The sequence below is a fragment of the Pacificitalea manganoxidans genome (assembly GCF_002504165.1).
Taxonomy (GTDB): domain Bacteria; phylum Pseudomonadota; class Alphaproteobacteria; order Rhodobacterales; family Rhodobacteraceae; genus Pacificitalea; species Pacificitalea manganoxidans.
In genome coordinates this window covers 3,274,801-3,296,617 of the sequence record NZ_CP021404.1, presented here as the reverse complement: position 1 = coordinate 3,296,617, position 21,817 = coordinate 3,274,801, and the positions used below count along the sequence as shown (strand labels likewise).

Below are 21,817 nucleotides of genomic sequence, written 5' to 3'. Positions count from 1 at the left end.
GCTGGCTCCGTCGTCATTCGGCGGGCAGGGCGCGCTGCCGCCTTCGGATTTAGCACGAAGCGCGGCGATTGGAACGCCCCTCGGGGCAAAGCCGCGCGCGCCATCCCCGATGGAACGGCGCGCGCGCCTGTCGTTTAGCCGTGATTGGCCCTTAGCCGCAGGAGACGCGGGTGATGGTGCCGTAGGCGTCGGTGTAGAAATTGACGCGGCGCGGATTGTATTCCTGCGTTACGATGTCATCGGGGCCGATTACCCGCACCGGGCGATCAAGGCTCGATACCGGGGCGTAGCTCACCGGCTGGCCGACAAAGGCGCGCACCTGATCGAGCTGGCACAGATCAGGCTCGCGCCGTTCCAGCGGCGTGCCATAGGGCAGGGCGACATCGGGATTGACGATTTCCGGCGTCTCGGGGATCTGCGGCCCGCAAGCGGCCATCAGCGACAGGGAAACGCCCGCGATCATCAGCATCGGCATGCGCATCGGCATCGGGTTCATACCTCGCTAGTTGCATTTCCGGACCCCATCGGTCACGGTTTCGGCGGCATCCTATCCGGAGGAAATTGAAATGAAAACGCGTGCTGCTGTCGCGATCAAAGCTGGCAGTAAACTCGAGGTGATGGACGTCAATCTGGAAGGCCCCCGCGCCGGCGAAGTGCTGGTGGAGATCAAGGCCACCGGCATCTGCCACACCGACGAGTTCACCCTGTCGGGCGCCGATCCCGAAGGGCTTTTTCCCGCCATTCTGGGCCATGAGGGCGCGGGCGTGGTGGTGGAGGTTGGCGCAGGCGTGACCACGCTGAAGCCCGGCGATCACGTCATCCCGCTTTATACGCCGGAATGTCGGCAGTGCCCGTCCTGCCTGAGCCAGAAAACCAACCTCTGCACCTCGATCCGGGGGACGCAGGGGCAGGGGCTTATGCCTGATGGCAGTTCCCGGTTTTCCACGCTCGATGGCGATCCGATCCTGCATTACATGGGCTGCTCGACCTTCTCGAACCACACCGTGCTGCCGGAAATCGCGCTGGCCAAGGTGCGCGAGGACGCGCCGTTCGACAAGATCTGCTATATCGGCTGTGGCGTCACCACCGGCATCGGCGCAGTCATTAACACCGCCAAGGTCGAGATCGGCGCCAAGGCGGTGGTGTTCGGTCTGGGCGGTATCGGCCTGAACGTCATCCAAGGCCTGCGGTTGGCGGGCGCGGATATGATCATCGGCGTCGATCTGAACAACGACAAGAAGGAATGGGGCGAGCGTTTCGGCATGACCCATTTCGTCAACCCGTCGGAGATCGGCGAGGATCTGGTGCCCTATCTGGTCAACCTGACCAAGACGCCCTTCGATCAGATCGGCGGCGCGGATTATTCCTTTGACTGCACCGGCAATGTGAAGGTGATGCGCGACGCGCTGGAATGCACCCATCGCGGGTGGGGACAGTCGATCATCATCGGCGTGGCGCCCGCAGGGGCGGAGATCGCGACCCGTCCGTTCCAGTTGGTCACGGGCCGGACGTGGAAGGGCACGGCCTTTGGCGGCGCGCGTGGCCGCACCGATGTCCCGCAAATTGTCGACTGGTATATGGACGGCAAGATCGAGATCGATCCGATGATTACCCACACGCTGAGCCTCGACGAGATCAACAAGGGGTTTGATCTGATGCATTCGGGCGAGTCGATCCGGAGTGTCGTGGTCTACTGACCGCGCAAGCTCAGGCCTCGGTCTACTGACCGCGCGAACGATTCCCGGCTTGCCGCCACGGTGGCGGGCCGGGACACTGGCCCCCAGCACCGATCTCGGGCATGGGGGCGCAAACACCGAAAGGCCCCTGATGGAACGCTCGACCGCCCCCCTGCTTGCCGTGCTGATCGACGCGGACAACACCTCGCCGCGCTGGTGCAGGGCGATCTTTGACGAGATCGCGTCACTGGGGGAGGCTTCGGTGCGCCGGGTCTATGGGGACTTCTCCAGCCAGCAGATGAACGGCTGGAACAAGGTTCAGGCGGAATTCGGTCTGGTGCCGCATCATCAGCCCGCAAACACCGTGGGTAAAAACGCCTCTGACATCGCGCTGGTGATCGACGCGATGGACCTGATGCATTCGGGGCGGTTCGATGCGTTTGTGCTGGTGTCGTCGGACAGCGATTTCACCCGTCTGGCCAGCCGGGTGCGCGAACAGGGTCTGGATGTGTTCGGGATCGGCGCGGCCAAGACGCCCGGCGCGTTCCGCAAGGCGTGCAAGCGGTTCATCTTCCTCGAGAATCTTGCCGATAGCGAGGACAAGGACAAGCCAAGCGAAACGACCGAGCGCGCCGCCGGGCGCAACCCCAATGAGGCGCGCGATCTGATTTTGAAGGCGATGGACAGCATCGATCAGGATGACGATTGGTATACGCTCGGCCAGCTGGGGCAGTTCATCGTCGCCTCGAACCCCGATTTCGACACCCGGACCTATGGCAAGAAAAAGCTCAGCGATCTGGTGCAGGACATCAAGATTTTCGAGACGAAGCGGGGCCCGGGCAACCAGCTTCTGGTGCGGCGGCTGGATTGAGCGCGGTGCTGTGGTGGGGCCGGGTGAGGCCAATCGCAGCGGTGCGTTCATAAATTATTAATGATTTTCAGGTGGAGTGGTTGACGTCTCGCGTTGGTTTCGGTCGGGGAAACCCGGCTATCTGGGGGCGAGGCTGACGCGCCGCCGTCCGTTTGCAGTGTTTACGAGTTCAGGGACAGGGCCCAAGGGCCAGCCAGGGGATCAGTGGCGGGCGGCGGACGCGGCATAGCGCGCGCAGAACATATCGACCGCGCCATCTATCACACGCCGAGCTTCCTCCGGGGTGAAGCTGGTCGCAACGCCCATCAGAATCCGCGCGAAGATATCGGCCTTGCACAGTTCGGCAAATTGATCGGCGGCAAGATCGAAATCCTCGATCTCGAATTCCCCCCGTTCGGTGGCGCAGCGCAGGTAATTGCCCAATTGCTCGCGCACCAGTTTCGGACCGCATTCGTAGAATTCATGGCCAAGACTGGGGAAACGGTCGCTTTCGGCGACGCAGATGCGGAACACGTTGCGCCCGAAATCCGACAGCACGAATTGCTGAAGCCGTTCGCCCACCAGTCGCAGCACCTGCCGGGGATCGGCGGTCTGGTCTATTTCGTCCAGCGCGCCGTCGGCCTGTTTGCGGCATTCGCAGGTGACGACCTCCATGAACAGCCGCTCCTTATCGGGGAAGTAGCTGTAAAGCGTCGCTTTCGAGACACCCGCGGTGCGGGCGATGTCATCGACGCTGGCGCCTTCGAACCCGTCCTGCATGAACACGCTGCGCGCCCCACGGATCACCTGGTCGTATTTCCGGCCCTTTTTGGGCTCTGGGGCGGGCGACCGCGCGGGCATTGTCATCATGGGCTCTTTCACCGGGACTGGCGGTCAAACTTAGACCGTCCGGTTCAGTTGGCACAAGACGCCGCGCGCAGTCGTCCATTGCTTATGCGGGCTGAAACGGCGGCAATCACTTGGCCAGCGGCTGGGCGCAGGCGTTCGGGGTGCAGGCGCGGGTGACCGTTTCGGTTGGTTTCGGGGCGGGTGTTTCGGCCTGTGTCTTGGCCGGGAAGGTCAGATGCGGGATGTCGAGAGCGACACCGCCAAAGCCACCAGCAGCGGCGGGAAGCGTGGTGCCAGCAAGCGCGAGCGTTGCGGCAAGGATCAATTTACGGGTCATGATGAACACTCCTGTTCTGGCGATACCGGCTCAAACTGAACCGAACTGTTTAGTTTGATATGGCCGCTTGCGGTGAGTCTTCAAGGGAAAAATGAACCAAACGGTTCAGTTTTTTGGCGCCGCGTTTCGCGCATCGCCCGCCCCCGGATTTCGACCGCAGCGCAACAGGTGCCGGGAGGCGCAAAGCGTTCGGCGCCGGGCTTCTTCCCGGAGCGCGCGCCGCATGCTAGCAGCGGATCATGCTGGCGATTTTTCTAGAGACACTGCCGTTTTTCGCGCTGATCGCGCTGGGCTATGGCGCGGGCCGAATGCGGTTCTTTACCGCCGAGGCGACGGCGTGGCTGACGAAATTCGTGTTCTACTTCGCGCTATCAGCGATGCTATTCCGCTTTGCCGCGCAGTTGAGCTTCTCGCAATTCCTGAACGGGCCGTTCCTGCTGGCCTATCTGTCCGGCTGTCTGGTGGTCTACGGGCTAGCTACGGCGGTGGCACTGTGGCGCGGCGTCGGCATGGCGCAGGCGGCGGTGGAGGCCCAATGCGCGGTGATCGGCAATACCGGGTTTCTGGGCGTGCCGATGCTGGTGATGCTGATGGGCGAGGGCGCAGTGCTACCCTTGGTGATGGTGCTGGCAATCGACCTGCTGGTGTTTTCCACCCTGATCGTGATCCTGATCACCGCCAGCCGGGAGGGCCGCATCCGCCCCTCGACCTTGCTGCGGGTTCTGCGCGGGCTGCTGGCCAACCCGATGATCGTGTCCATTGCCTTGGGGCTGGCATGGTCGGCGGCGGGGTGGGCGATGCCGGGCCCGATGGAAGAATTCCTGACGCTGCTGGGCAATGCCGCGACGCCCGGCGCGCTGTTTGCCATTGGCGCATCGCTGGCTGGCAAAAGCGCCGAACGGGTGTCTGTCGCGTCGTGGCTGTCGGTGTGCAAGCTGCTGCTGCATCCGGCGGCGGTCGCCGTCTTTGCATTATGGGTGTTCCCGGTGGAGCCCTATCTGGCCGGGATCATGATTTCGGCGGCGGCGCTGCCGGTGGCGGGCAATGTATTCATGTTGGCGCAGCATTACGGGGTTGCCCCCGCACGGGCATCCGCCGCGATCCTGTTTTCGACCGCAGCCAGCATCGTGACCCTGCCCGCCGTGATCGCATGGGTCAGCGCGCGCTGACCCATGCGATCACGGAGGAATGGCAAGCGCCGGGATGAGCTCCGCGCGGGGGTTTCGCGCCGCGCCGATCCGTGCCACCAGTTGGACCAATTGTCTGATCTTCTGGAGCTTGCCGATGGAAACCGTTTCCGAGAACCGCGCATTCGGCGGCGTGCAGGGTGTCTATCGCCATACCTCTGCCGTCTGTAATTGCGACATGACCTTTGGGCTGTTTCTGCCCGCCGAGGCCGCCGACGGGCCGGTGCCGGTGCTGTGGTTCCTGTCGGGGCTGACCTGCACCCATGAGAACGCCATGACCAAGGCCGGCGCGCAAAGCTGGGCCGCCGAGCAGGGCATCGCGCTGGTCTTTCCCGACACCTCGCCGCGCGGCGAAGGCGTGGCCAATGACGAGGCCTATGATCTGGGGCAGGGCGCCGGGTTCTACGTCAACGCGACGCAGGCGCCGTGGGCCGAGCATTTCCGCATGTGGGATTACGTCTCGGACGAGTTGCCCGCGCTGCTGAGCGACACTTTCGCCATCGACCCGGAGCGGCAATCGGTGACCGGCCATTCGATGGGCGGGCACGGGGCGCTGACGCTGGCGATGCGGCATCCGGGGCGCTTCCGCTCGGTTTCGGCCTTTGCGCCGATTGCCAATCCCACCGCATCCGATTGGGGGCGCAAGCAGTTTGACGCCTATCTGGGCGCGGATGAGGCCACGCGCGCGGCGCATGATGCCACGCTGCTGATGCGGCAGGGCGGGTTTGACGGCCCGATGCTGATCGATCAGGGCACCGAGGATCAGTTTTTCGACCTGCTGCGTCCGCAGGCGCTGGCCGAGGCGATGGCCGCGCAGCGGCAGGACGGGGTGCTGCGGATGCAGAAGGGCTATGACCACAGCTACTTCTTCATTTCGACCTTTATGGAGGATCATGTGACCTTCCATGCCGAGGCGCTTTACGCGTGAGTGTGCTCTACATTGATGCCGATGCCTGCCCGGTGAAGGCGGAGGCCGAAGCGGTCGCGACCCGACACAAGGTCGCGGTGAAGATGGTCTGCAATGGCGGGCTGCGCCCCTCGGCCAATCCGTTGGTGGAACTGGTCTATGTGCCCGACGGGCCGGATGTGGCGGATATGTGGATCGCGGAGCGCGCGGGGCCGGGGGATGTGGTGATCACCGCTGATATCCCGCTAGCGGCGAAATGCGTGGCCGCCGGGGCGCAGGTGCTCAAACATGATGGCGAGCGGCTGACGCAGGCCAATATCGGCAACGTGCTGGCGACCCGCGACCTGATGGCCGATCTGCGCGCCGCCGATCCATTCCGGCAAGGCGGTGGCAAAAGCTTTGGCAAGGCCGACCGGTCGCGCTTCCGCGAGGCGTTGGACCGCGCGTTGCGCGCGGCGGCACAGGAGAAAGGCACCCCCCGATGACAACGGTTTCCGCAGTGGTGTTCGACATCGGCAATGTGCTGATCGAATGGCAACCCGAACGGTTCTATGACGCCCAGATCGGCGCGGCACGGCGGCAGGAGATGTTCGCCGCGATCGACCTGCACGCGATGAACGACCGGGTCGACCGGGGGCAGGATTTCCGCGCCACGGTGATGGAAACCGCCGCGCGCCACGCTGCTTGGGGCCCCGAGGTGGAGATGTGGCACGACCGCTGGATCGAAATGGCCTCCCCCGTCATCGACCGCTCGGTGCGGCTGCTCAGGGCGCTGCGGGCGGCGCGGGTGCCGGTCTTTGCGCTGTCGAATTTCGGCATTCAGAGCTTTGCCTTGGCGGAGACGCATTACCCGTTTCTGGGGGAATTCGACCGGCGCTACATTTCCGGCCATATGGGCGTAATCAAGCCCGACCCGGAGATTTACGCGCAGGTAGAGGCCGATTGCGGGATCGCGCCCGGTGCGTTGCTCTTTGCCGATGACCGGCCCGACAACATCGCTGCTGCCGCTGCGCGCGGTTGGCAGACGCATCTGTTTACTGGACCCGACGGATGGGCGCGCGCGCTGGTCGAGCGGGGCCTGCTGACCGAGGAGAGCGCCGCATGAGCCTGCCCTACATTCCTTTCACTGCCGAAAGTCAGCTGGACTGGCTGGCGCTGACCGATGCGCTGGAGGCGGGCCATGCCCTGCCGCGCGCGGAAATTGCGGATACGTTCCTGCGGCGCCGGGGGGACACGCTGTTGAACCGGGCGGCATGGATCGACGGGCTGGGGCTGGCGGTGAAAAGCGCGACGATTTTCCCCGACAATCGCGACCTGCCCACCGTCAACGGCGCCGTGACGCTGTTTTCCGATGAGGACGGCACCGCCCAGGCGCTGGTGGATTTCCATCTGGTGACGAAATGGAAAACCGTGGGCGACAGCCTGCTGGCTGCGCGCAAACTGGCCCCGAAGGGCGCGGAAAGCATCGCGATCCTTGGCGCGGGTTCGGTCGCGGGCGCCTTGATCGAGGCCTATTCGGTGCTGTTTCCCGACGCGCGGTTCACCCTGTGGAACCGGACGCAGGCGCGGGCGGAGGCGCTGGCCGCCGATTTTCCGCAGGTGCGCGTAGCGGCGGATGCGGAAACCGCCGTGGCGATGGCCGATATCGTCTGCTGCGCCACGATGAGCACCGAACCGGTGTTGCGCGGCGACTGGCTGCGGCCCGGCCAGCACGTCGATCTGATCGGCGCCTACCGGGCGGATATGCGCGAAGCCGACGACGCCGTGTTAAAGCGGGCGCGGATCTTCCTCGACAGTCGCGACACGGTGCTGGGCCATATCGGCGAACTGGCGATCCCTATCGCCGCCGGTGTGGTCGGCGCGGAGGATGTGGTGGCCGACTACTACGATCTGGCGGGCGGCGCATTCGCGCGGCAGTCGGACGACGAAATCACGTTGTTCAAGAACGGCGGCGGCGCGCATCTGGATCTGATGACCGCGCGCTATATCCTCGACACGGTGGGGACAGGCTGACCGCCGGGGCGGTTACGCCAGCCGCGCCCCCAAGGGGCGTTCCCTGACCGGCAGGTGCACGATGGCGGAGAACGCGCCAACCGCGACGCCCACCCACCAGACGGCGGAATAATCGCCGGTCACGTCGTAGAGCCGCCCGCCGAGCCAGACGCCCATGAAGCTGCCGAGCTGATGGGAGAAGAACACGATCCCGTAAAGCGTGCCCATATAGCGCAGCCCGTAGATATGCGCGACAAGGCCGGAGGTCAGCGGCACCGTGGCCAGCCACAGCGCCCCCATGGCGCCCGAAAACAGCAGCACGGTCGCAGGCGTGATCGGCGTCAGGATGAAGGCCGCCGAGACCAGCGTGCGCAGGGTGTAGATCCCGGCGAGCAGGTATTTTTTGGAGTATCGCTTGCCCAGCCAGCCCGCCGTCAGCGTGCCCGCGATATTGGCCAGCCCGATCAGCGAAATCGCCACAGCACCCAGGGCGGAGGTCGACGAAATCCCGAGATTGGACAGGATGCCACCGGCAAGGATCGGGGCGCACATTTCGGTCACCAGCGCGGGGAAATGGGCGGTGATGAAGGCCAGTTGATAGCCGCAGGAGAAGAACCCCAGAAAGATCAGCGTATAGGACGGGTCGCGGAACGCCTTGATCAGGATCTGACCCATGCTTTCCTCAAGCTCCGCACGGCTGGCGCGTTCGGGGCTGCGCATCATCGGCAGCACCATGAGCGAGGCCAGCACCATCGCGGCAAAGACCATGAACACCTGTTGCCAGCTGATGAAGCCCAGCATCCATTCGGCCAGCGGCGCGCCAAAGACCTGCCCGGCGGAGCCTGCGGCTGTGGCGATGGCGAGGCTCATGGAGCGGTTTTCGTCGCTGGACGCGCGCCCCACCACGGCAAGGATCACGCCGAACCCGGTGCCCGCGATGCCGAACCCTACAAGAGCTTCCAGCATCTGATGCGCTTCGGGGGTGACGGCAAAGGAGGAGAGCACCAGCCCCGCCGCGTAGGTCACCGCGCCGAGGATGATCGCAAGCCGGTCCCCGAAGCGTTCCGCGAAAGCCCCGAACAGCGGCTGCCCGATGCCCCAGGCGAGGTTCTGAATCGCGATGGCAAGCGAAAATTCCGCCCGCGGCCAATTGAACTCCTCCGCGATGGGGATCTGGAACACCCCAAAGCTTGCCCGGATGGCGAAGCTCATCAGGATGATGACGCAACCCGCGATCAGCACCGGGGTGAGGAGAGGGGCTGGTTTTTGCATGGCGCTAGATTGCGTGAGCGGCGGGCGGGGTCAAATCAGAACCTGTGATAGGGTCCGATCCGGGCCTTTTGCCGGGCGGGTCGGGTCTTTTCAAGACTGGCGGCACGCAGTATCGCAAGAAGCATGAGCCAGACCGTCACCGATATCTATCGCGCCCGCATCGACGAGGGCACGCTGAAACCCGACCCTGCGCAGGCGCTGGCGGTCGAGAAGCTGGACGCGGTGCGCGCCCGGATGGAAGCGCGCAAGCCCGCGCGCCGCTCCGGTCTGCGCGGATTGTTCGGGGGCGGCAGCACGCCCGAGCCGGTGACCGGGCTTTACCTGTGGGGCGGGGTCGGGCGCGGCAAGTCGATGTTGATGGACCTGTTCGTGGATGCCATTCCCGGCACTCGCAAACGGCGCGTGCATTTCCACGCCTTCATGCAGGAAATCCACACCGCCATGCACGAGGCGCGCAAACGCGGTGTCGATGACGCGATCAAGCCGGCGGCGGAGGCCGTGGCCGCCGAGGTCGATTTGCTGGCGTTCGATGAAATGCAGATTACCGACATTACCGACGCGATGATCGTGGGGCGGCTCTTCGAGCAGCTTTTCGCTGCGGGGGTGGTGATTGTCACGACCTCCAACCGGGTGCCGGACGATCTGTATAAAAACGGGCTGAACCGGCAGCTTTTCGTGCCGTTCATCGATCTGCTGAAGCAGCGGATGGAGGTGCATGAACTGGGGTCCGAAAACGATTATCGGCAGAACCGGCTGGCCGGGGAACAGGTCTGGTTCACCCCCGTCAACGCCGAGACCCGCGCCAGAATGGATGCGATCTGGACCGATCTGACTGGCGGTGACGCCGAACCGCTGTTGCTGCAGGTCAAGGGCCGCAAGGTGACGTTGCCCGCCTATCGCAACGGCTGCGGGCGCGCGCCGTTCTATGCGCTATGCGGGCAGCCTTTGGGCGCTGCGGATTATCTGGCGCTGGCGGAAGCGGTGAAGCTTCTGATGCTGGACGGTGTGCCGCGTCTGGGGCGGTCGAATTTCAACGAGGCCAAGCGCTTTGTCACCTTGATCGACGCGCTCTACGAGGCCCGCGTGCGGGTGATCTGCTCTGCCGCCGACCTGCCGGAATCACTCTATATCGAAGGCGAGGGCAGTTTCGAATTCGAGCGCACGGCCAGCCGCCTGCGGGAGATGCAGGACGCGGACTGGGGCAGCGGAGCGCCGGAGGCGCGCTGAGCGGGGAGGACCACGGCGGGGAAGACGCGCGCCGCTCAGTCGGTGCGGCGCCGCACCGGGCAGGCCGATGGTGCGCTGGGCCTCAGTCGAAGGTTCCCGATACACGGCCCAGCAGCATAAAGGCGCGGGCGGTGCGGGTTTCGGAGAGGTGGGCGATGTCTTCGTCGCTGGCGAACTGTTCGAAATTCGCAAAGGTCTTGTCGAACTTGCGCAGGAAGTGGTGGGCCGTGTCGCGGAAGATCGGATCTTGGCGCATGCGCCCGGCGGCGCGGGCCAGAGCCTCGCGATCACGCACGCCGCCAAGCGCCGCGATGGTGCGGCCACGTTCGCCTTGCGCGAAACGGCGCCAGATCTCGGGGCGCGCGCGGTCCGGGGTCAGATCATCCATGTAGACGCCATCTTCGGACAGGAGCGTCAGCGCGTCCTGAGCGGAGCGGATCAGGCCGGAACTGGCGTGATCCTTAAGCGCGCGGCGCAGGGCGCGAAACCCTGCGGCGTCGCGTTCGTCTTCGGGGAAGTTCAGCGCGCGGATGAAGTCATCGACCGAGATCGGCTCCCCCGTGCCTGCGGGCGCGCCTAGGGCAAGCGTCGCCTGACCGCCATCGCCGGAGCCCGCCGCGGGCGCAGGCGCGCGGGCGGAGGCAGGTGCCGCGCGCGGGGGGCGGGCGCTGGCGGCAGGCGCGGTGCGCTGGGCGTTGCCTGAGTTGCCGGAGGGCGCGGTGAACCCGGCGCGGGGAGAGCCCGACGCGGCGAGCGCCTGCAATCCCTGTTCCAATTGCGCCTGCGCGGCGGCGATGGCGTCCAGTTTGCGCTCCAGCGTGGCGGCGCGTTCGTCCTCGGCGGTGGCGGTGGCGGCGGCGTGGGCGGCAGTGTCGATTGCGGGGCGGGGCGCGGGGGCATCCCCGGCGCGCATCTGGGCCAGAGTGTCGATTGCCTTTTGCAGGCGGGCGCTTTCGGCGCGCATCATGCGTGCGCTGCGGGCCGCCCCGGCGCCGATCCAGATCACCGCCACCGGCATGAACACCGCCAGCAGCATCATCGCAAAGGTCATGGGCGTGCCGCCCGCGCTACCCGTGCCGGGCACCAGCACGAAAAACGCGACCGACAGGCTCAGCCACAGCACCGACAGCAGGATGGCCAGCAGATCGGCGGGGCCTTCGGACGGTGCGGGGCGGGGGCGCGGCGCGGAGGCGGCGGCAGGGCGCGCGCCGCTGCCTGCCATGCCTGCAGCGGCGGGGCCCGGTGCCGGGTCCGCGGAATGCTCTGGGCCTCGGCTGGCCATGATCAGATATACTTGATGGTGAGGATCTCGTAGCTCTTGTCACCGCCGGGGGTGCGCACCTCGACGCTGTCGCCCTCCTCCTTGCCGATCAGGGCGCGGGCGATGGGCGATTTGATGTTGAGCAGACCGCGTTCCAGATCGGCTTCGGGCTCGCCCACGATCTGGTAGGTTTTCTCGGCATCGGTGTCTTCGTCCACGATGGTGACGGTGGCGCCGAATTTGATCGGGCCGCTCAGCTTCGAAGTGTCGATGACGTCGGCGCGCGACAGGGTGCCTTCGAGTTCCTTGATCCGACCCTCGATGAAGCTCTGCTTTTCGCGGGCGGAGTGGTATTCGGCGTTTTCCGACAGGTCGCCGTGCTCGCGTGCCTCGGCAATCGCCTTGATGATCGCGGGGCGTTCAACGGATTTCAGCTTCTTGAGTTCTTCGTCCAGCGCGGCGGCACCGGCGCGGGTCATCGGAATCTTTTCCATGCAGGGCCTCGGGGGCAAAAGTTACAAGAGTTCGCCCGTTTAATTCAATCCGGACGGGTAAAGTCAAGCCTCGCTGCCGGTGGGGCCGGGGGATCGGCGGGGTGCCGTCGGCGCAGGGTCGCGCAGGGGGAGTGTGCGGCGGTCAGGGGCCGGGACACTGCGCGGGGCACGGTGCGAACGGGCTGTGACGTGACGACGAAATCGACAAACGGGGCACTTCATGCGCAACAATCTTGCGCGCATGAGGGAAAATCATCGGGCCGTCCAATTGACGTTCTGTCAATTCGTCCGCTACGCAAGTCTCAAACCCCCGCGCAGGGGCGGGTGCCTGATACAACAAGGGAAACAACGATGGCCGAGATCGAACGCGAATCCATGGATTACGACGTCGTGATCGTAGGGGCGGGGCCGGCCGGGCTCTCTGCTGCGATCCGTCTCAAGCAACTCGACCCCGATCTGGAAGTGGTGGTGCTTGAAAAAGGATCGGAGGTCGGCGCGCATATCCTGTCAGGCGCGGTGCTGGACCCCTGCGGGCTGGATGCGCTGATCCCCGACTGGAAGGAGAAGGGCGCGCCGCTCAACGTGCCGGTCAAGACCGACAATTTCTACATTCTGGGTGAGGCGGGCAAGGTGCGCGTGCCGAACTGGCCGATGCCGCCCTTGATGAAGAACCACGGCAATTACATCGTTTCGATGGGCAATGTCTGCCGCTGGATGGCGGAGCAGGCGGAGGCGCTGGGCGTCGAGGTCTTCCCCGGCATGTCCTGTTCCGAACTGGTCTATGACGGCGACACCGTGACCGGCGTGATCGCAGGTGAGTTTGGGCGGCAGGCGGACGGCACGCCGGGGCCGGGCTATGAGCCGGGCATGGTGCTGAACGGCAAATATGTGTTGCTGGCCGAAGGCGTCCGCGGATCGCTGTCCAAGCAGGTCATCGCGAAATACGATCTGGCGGAGGGCAAGGAGCCGCAGAAATACGGGCTTGGCATGAAGGAGATCTGGGAGATCGACCCGGCCAAGCACCGCGAAGGCACGGTGACGCATACGATGGGCTGGCCGCTGGGCAGCAATGCGGGCGGCGGCTCGTTCATCTACCACGCCGAAAACAATCAGGTGTTTATCGGCTTCGTCGTGCATCTGAACTACGAAAACCCGCACCTGTTTCCCTACATGGAATTTCAGCGGCTGAAGCACCATCCGGAGGTGGCCGAGCTGTTGGAAGGCGGCAAGCGCGTGGCCTATGGCGCGCGGGCGATTTCCGAAGGCGGCTGGCAATCGATCCCCAAGGTGGTGTTCCCGGGCGGGGCGCTGCTGGGCTGTTCGGCGGGGCTGGTGAACGTGCCGCGCATCAAGGGCAACCACAACGCCATGCTGTCGGGCAAGGCCGCCGCCGAGGCCGCGCATGCGGCAATCGCTGCCGGGCGTCAGCGGGACGAGCTGACCGAATACGAGGACGATCTGCGCAGCGGTCCTATCGCGAAGGACTTGAAGAAAGTGCGCAACGTGAAGCCGCTTTGGTCGAAATACGGCCTGTCGGCGAGCCTGACGCTGGGCGGGTTCGACATGTGGACCAACACGCTGGGCTTTTCGCTGCTGGGCACGGTCGGCCACGGTAAATCCGACGCCGCCGCCACCGGCAAGGCCGAGGATTTCGCGCCGATCGCGTATCCCAAGCCCGATGGCAAGCTAAGCTTTGACCGGCTGACCAATGTCAGTTTCTCGATGACCAATCACGAGGAAAGCCAGCCCTGCCATCTGAAGCTGAAGGACCCCGAGCTGCCGGTGCGCGTCAATCTGCCGGTCTATGGCGGACCGTCGGCGCGCTATTGCCCGGCGGGGGTTTACGAATTCGTGGGCGAGGGCGCGGAGACGAAGTTTCAGATCAATTTCCAGAACTGCGTCCACTGCAAGACCTGCGATATCAAAGACCCCGAGCAAAACATCAACTGGACCGTGCCGCAGGGCGGCGATGGCCCGAACTACCCCAATATGTGACGGGCAGTGCCGCGCGATCAGGCGCGGCGCGGTCACTTTGGTGTCAGAATCCGCCCTTCCGGTCAGGTGATCGGGAGGGCGTATTGTTTTGCCAACCTCGCGGGTCTACCGTCAGGCAGTGTATTCGAGCAGTCACAGAAAGGCAGCCGCCCATGCCGTGTTCCCGCACCCTGTCCCGTCTCCGATCTTCCGTGTTGTCCGCAGCGGCGGTGTCCACGCTTGTGATGGCGGTCGGGTTGGTTGTGCCGCCGGGCGGTGGCGCACAGGCACAGACGGCCCCGGCGGGCGACGCGCTGGCCCAGACCCGCAGCGACGTGCAGGTCGACGCCGAGGTTCTGGCACAGGCGCAGGCCGCTGCGCGGGCCGATGCCATGCGCGCTGGCACTGCTGGACTGGCGGGGGCCTATCTCGCGGCGCGGAATGCGAGCGGTCATAACGACTACGCCGCCGCTGCGCGCTACTACGCGCAGGCGCTGGAATTGGACCCCGGCAATCCGCTGCTGCTGGAAAGCGCGATCCTTGCCTATGCCGGCATGGGCAAGATCGAGCGCGCCGTGCCTGTGGCCACCGATCTGGTGGAGCTGGGACTGGACAGCCAGATCGCCAACATGATCCTGCTGGCCGATGATCTGGGCGCGGGCCGGTTCGAGCAGGCGCTCGACGCGCTGCGTGGCGACCGGAGTGTCGGCCCGCTGGTCGATGGGCTGTCGCAGGCATGGCTGGAGGTGGCACTTGGCGATCTCGATGCCGCGATGGAGGCGTTTGACGCCAGCACGCGCAGCACCGGGCTCGATGCCTTTGGCGCCTATCACAAAGGGCTGGCACAGGCGGTCGAGGGAAATTTCGAAGCCGCCGACGCCATCCTCTCGGGCGACGAGGGCGCCGCGCCGCCCCTGACCCGGCGCGGGGTCATCGCGCATGTGCAGGTGTTGAGCCAACTGGGCCGCAATGACGAGGCCATCGCTCTCATCGCAGAGAGTTTCGGCCCCGACATGGACCCGGGCATAGGCCAGATGCTGGCCAAGCTGGAGGCGGGCGAGACATTGCCCTTCGATCTTCTGCGGGACGGCGAGGACGGTCTGGCAGAGGTGTTTTATTCGGTGGCGAGCGCGCTCCGAGGTGAGGCGTCTGACAGCTATACCCTGCTGTATTCCCGCGTGGCGGAGCATCTGCGCGCCAATTTCACCGATGCTTATCTGCTGACCGGCGCGTTGCTGGATGCGCAGGACCGGCACGATCTGGCGATCAATGCCTATGCCCGCGTGTCGCCCACCGATCCCTCTTATCATATCGCCGAGATCGGGCGCGCCGAAGCGCTGCGCGCGGGCGGTGATCCTGACGGGGCTATCGCGGTTCTGCGGCAACTGGCGCTGACCCGACCCGACTTGACGTCGGTGCATATCACCTTGGGCGATATGCTGCGGTCCGAGGAACGCTACGCCGATGCGGTGACAAGCTATGACCGCGCCATTGATCTGCTGGACCAGCCCGAACCCGGTCATTGGATCGTGTTCTATGCCCGTGGCATCGCCAATGAGCGCACGGGCCATTGGCCGCAGGCCGAGGCCGATCTGCGCCGCGCGCTGGAGCTGAACCCCGGTCAGCCGCAGGTGCAGAACTACCTTGGCTATTCCTTCCTAGAGAAGGGCGACAACATCGAAGAGGCGATGGAGCTGATCGAGCAGGCTGTCGCCGCGCGGCCGGATGATGGCTACATTACCGATAGCCTTGGTTGGGGTCTTTATCTGCTGGGTGATTACGATCAGGCCATTGGCCTGATGGAGCGCGCGGCGGAGCTGATGCCCGTCGATCCCATCGTCAATGACCATCTGGGCGATGTGCTGTGGGCCGTGGGGCGCAAGACCGAGGCAGAATTCCAGTGGCATCGTGCCCTGTCCTTCGACCCCGAACCCGAGGACGCAACCCGCATCCGGCGCAAGCTGGAGGTCGGTCTGGACGCTGTTCTGGCCGAGGAAGGCGAAGAGCCCCTGAGCACCGCGCAGCGCGCCGACTGAGCCTCGCGATCAGATGACGGCCACGGCGACCGGCTTTGCTCCGGCAAAGATCAATCTTGCGCTGCATGTCACCGGACGGCGGGCGGACGGGTATCACCTGCTCGACAGTCTGGTGGTGTTCGGCCGCGCCGGGGACCGGCTGGACCTGCGCGCGGCGCCGGAGCTGAGCCTTGGAGTCGAGGGACCGTTCGCGGATCGCATCCCCGCCGGGGCGGAGAACCTTGTGCTGCGCGCGATGGAGGTCATGCGCCGCGAGACGGGCGCGCAGGGGCAGGGGGCCAGCGTGACGCTGACCAAACGGCTGCCGCCCGGCTCCGGCATTGGCGGCGGGTCCAGCGACGCCGCCGCCGCATTGCGCGGGTTGGCCCAGCTTTGGGATATGGACCTGCCCGGGCCGAAGGCGCTGCTGGCGCTGGGGGCCGACGTGCCCGTGTGCATGGACCCCCGCCCCCAGCGGATGCGCGGTGTCGGCGAACGGCTGAACCCTGTGACGGGTCTGCCCGATCTGCCGCTGCTGCTGGTCAATCCCGGCGTGCCAGTCGCGACCCCTGCCGTGTTCAAGGCGCTGACCGAGCGCGACGGCGCGCCGATGGAGCCGCTGCCGGACGCGCTCGATCTGCCAAGGTTCGTGGAGTGGCTCGCCCGTCAGCGCAACGATCTGCAACCGCCCGCGATGGCGTTGGTGCCCGAGATCGGCACTGTGCTGGCCCGGATGGAGGCAAGCGCAGGGTGTCTTCTGGCGCGGATGTCAGGCTCCGGCGCGACCTGCTTTGCGATCTATCGCGATACTGACATGCGCGATGCAGCCGCGGCGGAGATACGCGCCGCCGCGCCGCCTGCGTGGTGGGTGGCCGAGGCGTAGCGCCGCGCGTGGCGCCCGCCCCGGAGCCGGTGGTTTAGACCGGGTAGAAGCTGTCCATTTCGCTGTCGTAGCTTTCCAGACGGCCTTCGCCGATGTCGAACCACATGCCGTGCAGGGTCAGGGTCTCTTCGGCCATCGCCTTTTCGACGAAGGGGAACTTCGCAAGGTTTTCAAGCGACACGATCACCGATTGCTGTTCCAGCGCGGTCAGCCGTGCGCCGCGATCCTCGACGGTCGAAACCCGCTCGTAGCCGGGGCGCAGGATGTCGAGCCAACGCCCGATGAAGCTGGTTTTCTGCTCGAACTCGGGCGCATCGCCCGCGCACATGTCATGGCACCCCTTTACGCCGCCGCAATCGGAATGTGCGACGATGATGATATGCGCGACTTTCAGGAAATTGACGGCGTATTCGATGGCCGCCGAGGTGCCGTGCTTCTCGCCATCGGGCTCGAACGGAGGAATCAGGTTGGCGATGTTGCGATGCAGAAAGATGTCGCCGGTGGTCGCGCCCAGCACCGCGGGGATGTCGACCCGGCTGTCACAGCAGGCGATGACCATGAAACGCGGGCGCTGGCCATCTTCGGCCAAACGGCGGTGCCAGCTCTTGTTTTCCGCATAGGTCGTGGCGCGCCAGCCATGGTAGCGGTTCACAAGATAGGATGGCAGGGGTTTGGCGATGGTCATCAGGCGGCTCCTGTCTGCTGCATCCGGGGCGGATGCCCGGACCGTAACGGCGTTGTTCTGCGACAGATTTATCCGAAATTGGCCGGAAAGCCAGCCACCGAAACTTACGCTTTGTTCAGGCTTTCGCGGCAGGTTGGCCCTGACCGTGGGGGCGGTGACAATGTGGTGGTGAATGATGAACGTTGCGAGAATGGACTTGGAGGAGCCTGTTGGGCTCGATCCCGACCGGCTGGGGGTGCTTTACGCCCAGCTGGGAAATGCAGGCGCGGTGGAGGTCATGTGCCGCGCGATGGATGCGCTGGCCGGGCGGCTTGCGGAGCTGGATGGATTGCAGGCGCGCGGAGATCTGCGTGCCATTGCCAAGCTGGCGCATAGCCTGATCGGCATCGCGGATCAGATCGGCATGGCGGCGGTGGCGCGTGTGGCGGGGGATGTTACGGCCTGTGCCCGGTCCGGTGACGCGGTGGCCCTTGCAGCGACCCTGTCGCGGCTGCATCGGCAGGCGGACGGGGCGCTGACCGCGCTTTGGCAGGATGTGCCGCTGAACGCCTGAAGGTCTGAACGGCCATGCGCGCAAGACGGCATGCGCGCGAGACGGGCGGTGCAGTTGCGACGCGCGGGGTGCCGGGCAAGCGCGGGTGGCCGGGGCACGCGAGGGTGGCGTGTGGTGCGGGCACCTTGGCAGCGGCGGCGGCGGGTGGCCCCCTTGCAGGTGCCTGCGGGTGCGATAGGGTCTGGCGCGAACGGGCGGCCTGCGCGCTGCCCTGCCCCTGACCCACGGCCGGAGCCTGCCCATGCCCCTGACATTTGTGATCGCGGATGACGCCACGATTCCGCTGCACCTGCTGACCCCCGAGGATCTGGACGCGTGGTGCGCGGCCCAAGATGCCAGCGTCGGCGACTGGATCGCGCGGCATGGTTTTACTGCTGCGGCGGGAGAGGCGCTGCTCTGCCCTGCTTCGGGCGGGCCTGTCGCTGTCGCAGGGTGGGGAAGCCCGGCGCAACGGGTGCGCGGACGCTTCCATCTGGCGCGGGCGGCGCAGGCGCTGCCTGCGGGCAGCTACGCGCTCCAATCGGGCGCGGTGGTCGATGCGTTGGCGCCCGAGCAACTGTCGGCGGAGGCGCTGGGCTGGCTGCTGGGCGGATACGGGTTTGACCGCTACCGGGCACAGACGGTGCCGCAGGCGCGGCTGGTGGCGCCCGAAGGTGTCGATGCCGCACGGCTGGAGGCGATCGCGGCGGGCGAGGCACTGACCCGCGATCTGATCAACACCCCTGCCGCCGATATGGGGCCGGAGGCATTGGAGGCTGCGGCCCGCGCGCTGGCAACAGAATTCGGCGCGGCGATTGAGGCGACGGTCGGCGGGGATCTGTTGGAGCGGAACTTCCCCATGATCCACGCCGTGGGCCGGGCTGCGGCACAGGCACCCCGGCTGCTGGATCTGCGCTGGGGCACGGCGGGGCCGAAGCTGACGCTGGTGGGCAAAGGCGTGTGTTTCGACACGGGCGGTCTGAACCTGAAATCGGGCGCCTCGATGGGCCTGATGAAAAAGGACATGGGCGGCGCGGCGGCGGTGCTGGGACTGGCGCGGATGATCATGGCGCTGAACCTGCCGCTGCAATTGCGGGTGCTGGTGCCTGCGGTTGAAAATTCGGTCTCTGCCAACAGCTTCCGCCCGCAGGATATCCTGACCTCGCGCAAGGGGCTGACGGTCGAGATCAACAATACCGATGCCGAGGGGCGTCTTGTGCTGGCCGATGCGCTGGCCTTGGCCGATGAGGAACGGCCCGACCTGCTAATTTCGATGGCGACGCTGACCGGCGCGGCGCGGGTCGCGGTGGGGCCGGATCTGTCGCCCTATTTCACCGGGGACGAGATGCTGGCGGCCGCGCTGGAAAGCGGCGCGGTCGCGGCTGCTGACCCGGTCTGGCGCATGCCTTTCCATGACCCCTATGAGACGATGATCGAACCGGGAATCGCCGATCTGGACAACGCGCCGAAGGGTGGGTTTGCGGGCGCGATCACGGCGGCGCTGTTTCTGCGCCGCTTCGTCACCGACAGCCCCAGCTACACCCATTTCGACATCTATGGCTGGAACCCCACCGCCGCGCCGGGCCGGACCAAGGGCGGTGCGGGCATGGCGACCCGCGCGCTGTTGGAGGCGCTGCCGCAGGTGTTGTCGCTGTGAGTGCGCCCGCTATCCCCACCGATCGTCGCCTGCTGCCTGCCAATGGTCGCGTTGCGGCGACATGGCTTGATGGGCATGTCACCTCCGACAGGTTTGTCGAAGGCACGCCCGCGCGCGTGGCCCGGCCTGTGCTAGACCTCTGTGCAGCGCCGGAGGACGCGCGCGCGCGTCAGATGCTGCGGGGCGAGGCGGTAACGGTGTATGAAACGCGCGAAGGCTGGTGTTTCGTGCAGCGGGCATGTGATGGCTATGTCGGCTATGTGTCGCAGGACGCGCTGGGCACGGGCGAGCCGCCCACACACCGGGTCGCGACCCCTGCGACGCATCTCTACCCTGCCCCCGACATGAAGCGCCGCGAACTGGCATGGCTGTCCTTTGGCAGTCAGTTGCGGGTGGTGTCGGCCTCGGGCGATTTCTACGAACTGGACGATGGCAGTTTCGTGCCGCGTCCGCATCTGCGTCCGATCAACCGCCCGTTCCGCGATCCGGTCACGGTAGCGCAACTGCATTTTGGCGTGCCCTATCTGTGGGGCGGCAATTCGACCGCCGGTATCGATTGTTCGGGGTTGGTGCAGGCGGCGCTGTTGGCGGCGGGGCTGGACTGTCCGGGCGACAGCGATCAGCAGGCGGCCACGCTGGGGGCATTGCTGGCGGAGGACGCGCCGCTGCGTCGGGGCGATTTGCTGTTCTGGAAAGGCCATGTGGCAATGGCGGTGGATGGCGAGATCCTGATCCACGCCAATGCGCATCATATGGGCGTGGCCTATGAGCCGGTCGCTGAAGCAGTGGAACGGATCGCGGCGGCGGGCGACGGCCCGGTGACCGCGCGTCGGCGGCTCTGACCGCCGCGTTTGCATTTGCGTCGTGGTGTATGCCGGGGGCGTAAGGAAAAGGGGCCGCCGGGGTGGGCGATCCTATTCGACGACGCGGATCAGCTTACGCTCCAGCACCCGCAGCACGGCTTTCAGGTCATGGCCGCGTTTGAGGATTTGGCCATCCATGCCGATCACCGCATACATCCCCTGCTTCAGCCGAAGCCGGGGGCGTTTCTCGATCCGGTAGAGCGGCTGTTCGGCGGTGCGGCGGAAGATGGAGAACACCGCGACGTCGCGCAGGTTCGAAATGCCGTAATCGCGCCATTCGCCCGCCGCCACCATGCGCCCGTATAGTCCGAGGATCAGGCCCAGTTCAGTGCGATGGAACGCCACCTGTTCCGGGGGGCGCTGATTGGGGAAGGGAGAGGGCGGTTGCAGGTTCATTCCTGACAATCTGCGTCTCTGCCCGGCCCAAATCAAGTGCGGCGGGCGTCAGGAGCCCGCGCCGAGCGTGCTTTCTGGCGGCCAAGGGCGTTCCGCTTCGGCGGCGATCCATGCGCGAACCCAGTCGGGCAGGGTCGGGATGGCCGTGTCTTCGCCCAGTTCGTCTAGCATCGCGGCGCGCAATTCGGCGGTGGGAACCATGCCGCCTTTTCGGATCACCGCGCCCCGGTAAAGCCCTTGGCCCAGACAGGTGCCGTCCTTCCACATCGATTGGTCGAGATAGATGAACCGGTCGTCCATCCCGATCAGGCGAGAGCGCATTTCAAAGCGCATGAACATCGTGATCCGCTTGCGATACCGCATCGACACACCTGCCACGGTCAGACCCCAGCGATGGCGCCGCAGCATACCGACAAGTCCGGTCCGGGTCGCCAGCGGGATGCGGCCCAGATCGTAAAGCGTCAGCGTGCGTCCGTTGTTCAACTCCCACCACGGGTCCAGATCCCATGGCATGCAGTAGTGATGCGACACATGGGTGCCGCCTAGCGGCAGCGTGGGCATTTGGCGGGCGCGCAGGCTGTGCCACGCAAGGCGGATCAGGGGATACATCGGCATGGTCCTTTTGCGCCGCAGTTCCGCAGGTTCGCGGCCCTGCCGCAACCCCGGACGCTGCGGCAGAGCGGCGCGGCCCTCCGCAGCGGCCCTCCGCGACAGGGCACTCGCGCTGTGGCGACAGTTGCGCCCGAAGGACCGAGCGCTT

General features: G+C 65.8%; 23 protein-coding genes. 14 read left to right on the top strand and 9 right to left on the bottom strand.

Features of this window, described 5'->3' with window-relative positions:
• Positions 1 to 151: 151 nt before the first annotated feature.
• Positions 152 to 487, bottom strand: a complete 336-nt coding sequence (locus CBW24_RS15145; protein WP_157773239.1) for an I78 family peptidase inhibitor — start codon at positions 485 to 487, stop codon at positions 152 to 154.
• A gap of 79 nt (positions 488 to 566) precedes the next feature.
• Here CBW24_RS15145 and CBW24_RS15140 point away from each other — a divergent pair, with 79 nt between their 5' ends.
• Positions 567 to 1,697, top strand: coding sequence for an S-(hydroxymethyl)glutathione dehydrogenase/class III alcohol dehydrogenase (locus CBW24_RS15140; RefSeq protein WP_088662853.1), 1,131 nt, complete (start codon positions 567 to 569; stop codon positions 1,695 to 1,697).
• A 130-nt stretch (positions 1,698 to 1,827) separates the two neighbouring features.
• Entirely contained in the window at positions 1,828 to 2,547 is a 720-nt protein-coding gene (locus tag CBW24_RS15135) for an NYN domain-containing protein (protein WP_097374055.1), read from the top strand.
• 201 nt (positions 2,548 to 2,748) lie between these two features.
• On the opposite strand, the gene CBW24_RS15130 is transcribed toward CBW24_RS15135, so the two are convergent.
• Complete coding sequence (locus CBW24_RS15130; RefSeq protein WP_088662905.1) at positions 2,749 to 3,387, bottom strand: TetR/AcrR family transcriptional regulator; 639 nt, start codon at positions 3,385 to 3,387, stop codon at positions 2,749 to 2,751.
• Between the two features lie 115 nt (positions 3,388 to 3,502).
• On the bottom strand, positions 3,503 to 3,712 hold the full coding sequence (locus tag CBW24_RS15125; RefSeq protein WP_088662851.1) for a hypothetical protein: 210 nt from the start codon (positions 3,710 to 3,712) through the stop codon (positions 3,503 to 3,505).
• Positions 3,713 to 3,951: 239 nt separating this feature from the next.
• Between CBW24_RS15125 and CBW24_RS15120 the strand changes: the two genes are divergently transcribed.
• The 5 genes from CBW24_RS15120 (at position 3,952) to CBW24_RS15100 (ending at position 7,819) form a co-directional block, all read left to right on the top strand.
• Positions 3,952 to 4,881: an AEC family transporter gene (locus CBW24_RS15120; RefSeq protein WP_097374054.1), complete on the top strand. Its 930-nt coding sequence runs from the start codon at positions 3,952 to 3,954 to the stop codon at positions 4,879 to 4,881.
• A gap of 115 nt (positions 4,882 to 4,996) precedes the next feature.
• Positions 4,997 to 5,827, top strand: coding sequence for an S-formylglutathione hydrolase (gene fghA / locus CBW24_RS15115; RefSeq protein ID WP_088662904.1), 831 nt, complete (start codon positions 4,997 to 4,999; stop codon positions 5,825 to 5,827).
• A complete protein-coding gene (locus CBW24_RS15110) occupies positions 5,824 to 6,291 on the top strand; it encodes a YaiI/YqxD family protein (protein ID WP_088662849.1) in 468 nt (155 codons plus the stop codon). The genes fghA and CBW24_RS15110 overlap by 4 nt, the downstream gene beginning before the upstream one ends.
• On the top strand, positions 6,288 to 6,911 hold the full coding sequence (locus CBW24_RS15105; RefSeq protein WP_097374053.1) for an HAD-IA family hydrolase: 624 nt from the start codon (positions 6,288 to 6,290) through the stop codon (positions 6,909 to 6,911). Before CBW24_RS15110 ends, CBW24_RS15105 begins: the two co-directional genes overlap by 4 nt.
• Positions 6,908 to 7,819: an ornithine cyclodeaminase family protein gene (locus CBW24_RS15100; RefSeq protein ID WP_088662847.1), complete on the top strand. Its 912-nt coding sequence runs from the start codon at positions 6,908 to 6,910 to the stop codon at positions 7,817 to 7,819. Before CBW24_RS15105 ends, CBW24_RS15100 begins: the two co-directional genes overlap by 4 nt.
• Before the next feature lie 12 nt (positions 7,820 to 7,831).
• Here the strand turns inward: CBW24_RS15100 and CBW24_RS15095 are convergent, their stop codons facing one another.
• Complete coding sequence (locus tag CBW24_RS15095) at positions 7,832 to 9,070, bottom strand: MFS transporter (protein WP_088662846.1); 1,239 nt, start codon at positions 9,068 to 9,070, stop codon at positions 7,832 to 7,834.
• A 123-nt stretch (positions 9,071 to 9,193) separates the two neighbouring features.
• On the opposite strand from CBW24_RS15095, the gene zapE reads away from it, so the two are divergent.
• Entirely contained in the window at positions 9,194 to 10,297 is a 1,104-nt protein-coding gene (gene zapE / locus CBW24_RS15090) for a cell division protein ZapE (protein WP_097374052.1), read from the top strand.
• A gap of 82 nt (positions 10,298 to 10,379) precedes the next feature.
• Here the strand turns inward: zapE and CBW24_RS15085 are convergent, their stop codons facing one another.
• Both CBW24_RS15085 and greA read right to left on the bottom strand, forming a co-directional pair.
• Positions 10,380 to 11,579 carry a hypothetical protein gene (locus tag CBW24_RS15085; protein WP_232529878.1) on the bottom strand — a complete coding sequence of 400 codons (1,200 nt, stop codon included), beginning with the start codon at positions 11,577 to 11,579 and terminating at the stop codon, positions 10,380 to 10,382.
• A gap of 2 nt (positions 11,580 to 11,581) precedes the next feature.
• The gene (greA, locus tag CBW24_RS15080) at positions 11,582 to 12,052 is read right to left on the bottom strand and encodes a transcription elongation factor GreA (protein WP_088662843.1); all 471 of its coding nucleotides are present in this window, start codon (positions 12,050 to 12,052) and stop codon (positions 11,582 to 11,584) included.
• A 351-nt stretch (positions 12,053 to 12,403) separates the two neighbouring features.
• Here greA and CBW24_RS15075 point away from each other — a divergent pair, with 351 nt between their 5' ends.
• The 3 genes from CBW24_RS15075 (at position 12,404) to CBW24_RS15065 (ending at position 16,924) form a co-directional block, all read left to right on the top strand.
• A complete protein-coding gene (locus tag CBW24_RS15075) occupies positions 12,404 to 14,047 on the top strand; it encodes an electron transfer flavoprotein-ubiquinone oxidoreductase (protein ID WP_097374050.1) in 1,644 nt (547 codons plus the stop codon).
• Positions 14,048 to 14,256: 209 nt separating this feature from the next.
• Entirely contained in the window at positions 14,257 to 16,062 is a 1,806-nt protein-coding gene (locus tag CBW24_RS15070; protein WP_232529876.1) for a tetratricopeptide repeat protein, read from the top strand.
• Positions 16,063 to 16,075: 13 nt separating this feature from the next.
• Positions 16,076 to 16,924, top strand: a complete 849-nt coding sequence (locus tag CBW24_RS15065; RefSeq protein WP_097374049.1) for a 4-(cytidine 5'-diphospho)-2-C-methyl-D-erythritol kinase — start codon at positions 16,076 to 16,078, stop codon at positions 16,922 to 16,924.
• A 34-nt stretch (positions 16,925 to 16,958) separates the two neighbouring features.
• Here the strand turns inward: CBW24_RS15065 and CBW24_RS15060 are convergent, their stop codons facing one another.
• Entirely contained in the window at positions 16,959 to 17,609 is a 651-nt protein-coding gene (locus tag CBW24_RS15060) for a carbonic anhydrase (protein ID WP_088662840.1), read from the bottom strand.
• Between the two features lie 172 nt (positions 17,610 to 17,781).
• On the opposite strand from CBW24_RS15060, the gene CBW24_RS15055 reads away from it, so the two are divergent.
• From CBW24_RS15055 to CBW24_RS15045, 3 genes are all read left to right on the top strand, one after another.
• Positions 17,782 to 18,162: a hypothetical protein gene (locus CBW24_RS15055; protein WP_088662839.1), complete on the top strand. Its 381-nt coding sequence runs from the start codon at positions 17,782 to 17,784 to the stop codon at positions 18,160 to 18,162.
• Between the two features lie 241 nt (positions 18,163 to 18,403).
• A complete protein-coding gene (locus CBW24_RS15050; protein WP_097374048.1) occupies positions 18,404 to 19,798 on the top strand; it encodes a leucyl aminopeptidase family protein in 1,395 nt (464 codons plus the stop codon).
• The gene (locus CBW24_RS15045; RefSeq protein ID WP_232529874.1) at positions 19,795 to 20,640 is read left to right on the top strand and encodes a C40 family peptidase; all 846 of its coding nucleotides are present in this window, start codon (positions 19,795 to 19,797) and stop codon (positions 20,638 to 20,640) included. Before CBW24_RS15050 ends, CBW24_RS15045 begins: the two co-directional genes overlap by 4 nt.
• Before the next feature lie 72 nt (positions 20,641 to 20,712).
• Here CBW24_RS15045 and CBW24_RS15040 read toward each other — a convergent pair whose 3' ends face one another.
• Positions 20,713 to 21,057 carry a DUF2794 domain-containing protein gene (locus CBW24_RS15040; protein WP_088662837.1) on the bottom strand — a complete coding sequence of 115 codons (345 nt, stop codon included), beginning with the start codon at positions 21,055 to 21,057 and terminating at the stop codon, positions 20,713 to 20,715.
• A 48-nt stretch (positions 21,058 to 21,105) separates the two neighbouring features.
• The gene (locus CBW24_RS15035) at positions 21,106 to 21,666 is read right to left on the bottom strand and encodes an acyl-CoA thioesterase (protein ID WP_097374047.1); all 561 of its coding nucleotides are present in this window, start codon (positions 21,664 to 21,666) and stop codon (positions 21,106 to 21,108) included.
• Positions 21,667 to 21,817: the final 151 nt, after the last annotated feature.

Excerpts from the sequence above, each read along its gene's own strand:
- fghA (WP_088662904.1), top strand. The coding sequence starts at position 4,997 with ATGGAAACCGTTTCCGAGAACCGCGCATTCGGCGGCGTGCAGGGTGTC.
- CBW24_RS15095 (WP_088662846.1), bottom strand. The coding sequence starts at position 9,070 with ATGCAAAAACCAGCCCCTCTCCTCACCCCGGTGCTGATCGCGGGTTGC.
- CBW24_RS15060 (WP_088662840.1), bottom strand. The coding sequence starts at position 17,609 with ATGACCATCGCCAAACCCCTGCCATCCTATCTTGTGAACCGCTACCAT.
- CBW24_RS15120 (WP_097374054.1), top strand. The coding sequence starts at position 3,952 with ATGCTGGCGATTTTTCTAGAGACACTGCCGTTTTTCGCGCTGATCGCG.
- CBW24_RS15145 (WP_157773239.1), bottom strand. The coding sequence starts at position 487 with ATGCCGATGCGCATGCCGATGCTGATGATCGCGGGCGTTTCCCTGTCG.
- CBW24_RS15105 (WP_097374053.1), top strand. The coding sequence starts at position 6,288 with ATGACAACGGTTTCCGCAGTGGTGTTCGACATCGGCAATGTGCTGATC.
- zapE (WP_097374052.1), top strand. The coding sequence starts at position 9,194 with ATGAGCCAGACCGTCACCGATATCTATCGCGCCCGCATCGACGAGGGC.
- CBW24_RS15140 (WP_088662853.1), top strand. The coding sequence starts at position 567 with ATGAAAACGCGTGCTGCTGTCGCGATCAAAGCTGGCAGTAAACTCGAG.
- CBW24_RS15040 (WP_088662837.1), bottom strand. The coding sequence starts at position 21,057 with ATGAACCTGCAACCGCCCTCTCCCTTCCCCAATCAGCGCCCCCCGGAA.
- CBW24_RS15085 (WP_232529878.1), bottom strand. The coding sequence starts at position 11,579 with ATGGCCAGCCGAGGCCCAGAGCATTCCGCGGACCCGGCACCGGGCCCC.
- CBW24_RS15055 (WP_088662839.1), top strand. The coding sequence starts at position 17,782 with ATGATGAACGTTGCGAGAATGGACTTGGAGGAGCCTGTTGGGCTCGAT.
- CBW24_RS15065 (WP_097374049.1), top strand. The coding sequence starts at position 16,076 with ATGACGGCCACGGCGACCGGCTTTGCTCCGGCAAAGATCAATCTTGCG.
- CBW24_RS15125 (WP_088662851.1), bottom strand. The coding sequence starts at position 3,712 with ATGACCCGTAAATTGATCCTTGCCGCAACGCTCGCGCTTGCTGGCACC.
- CBW24_RS15130 (WP_088662905.1), bottom strand. The coding sequence starts at position 3,387 with ATGCCCGCGCGGTCGCCCGCCCCAGAGCCCAAAAAGGGCCGGAAATAC.
- greA (WP_088662843.1), bottom strand. The coding sequence starts at position 12,052 with ATGGAAAAGATTCCGATGACCCGCGCCGGTGCCGCCGCGCTGGACGAA.
- CBW24_RS15050 (WP_097374048.1), top strand. The coding sequence starts at position 18,404 with ATGCCCCTGACATTTGTGATCGCGGATGACGCCACGATTCCGCTGCAC.
- CBW24_RS15135 (WP_097374055.1), top strand. The coding sequence starts at position 1,828 with ATGGAACGCTCGACCGCCCCCCTGCTTGCCGTGCTGATCGACGCGGAC.
- CBW24_RS15100 (WP_088662847.1), top strand. The coding sequence starts at position 6,908 with ATGAGCCTGCCCTACATTCCTTTCACTGCCGAAAGTCAGCTGGACTGG.
- CBW24_RS15035 (WP_097374047.1), bottom strand. The coding sequence starts at position 21,666 with ATGTATCCCCTGATCCGCCTTGCGTGGCACAGCCTGCGCGCCCGCCAA.
- CBW24_RS15075 (WP_097374050.1), top strand. The coding sequence starts at position 12,404 with ATGGCCGAGATCGAACGCGAATCCATGGATTACGACGTCGTGATCGTA.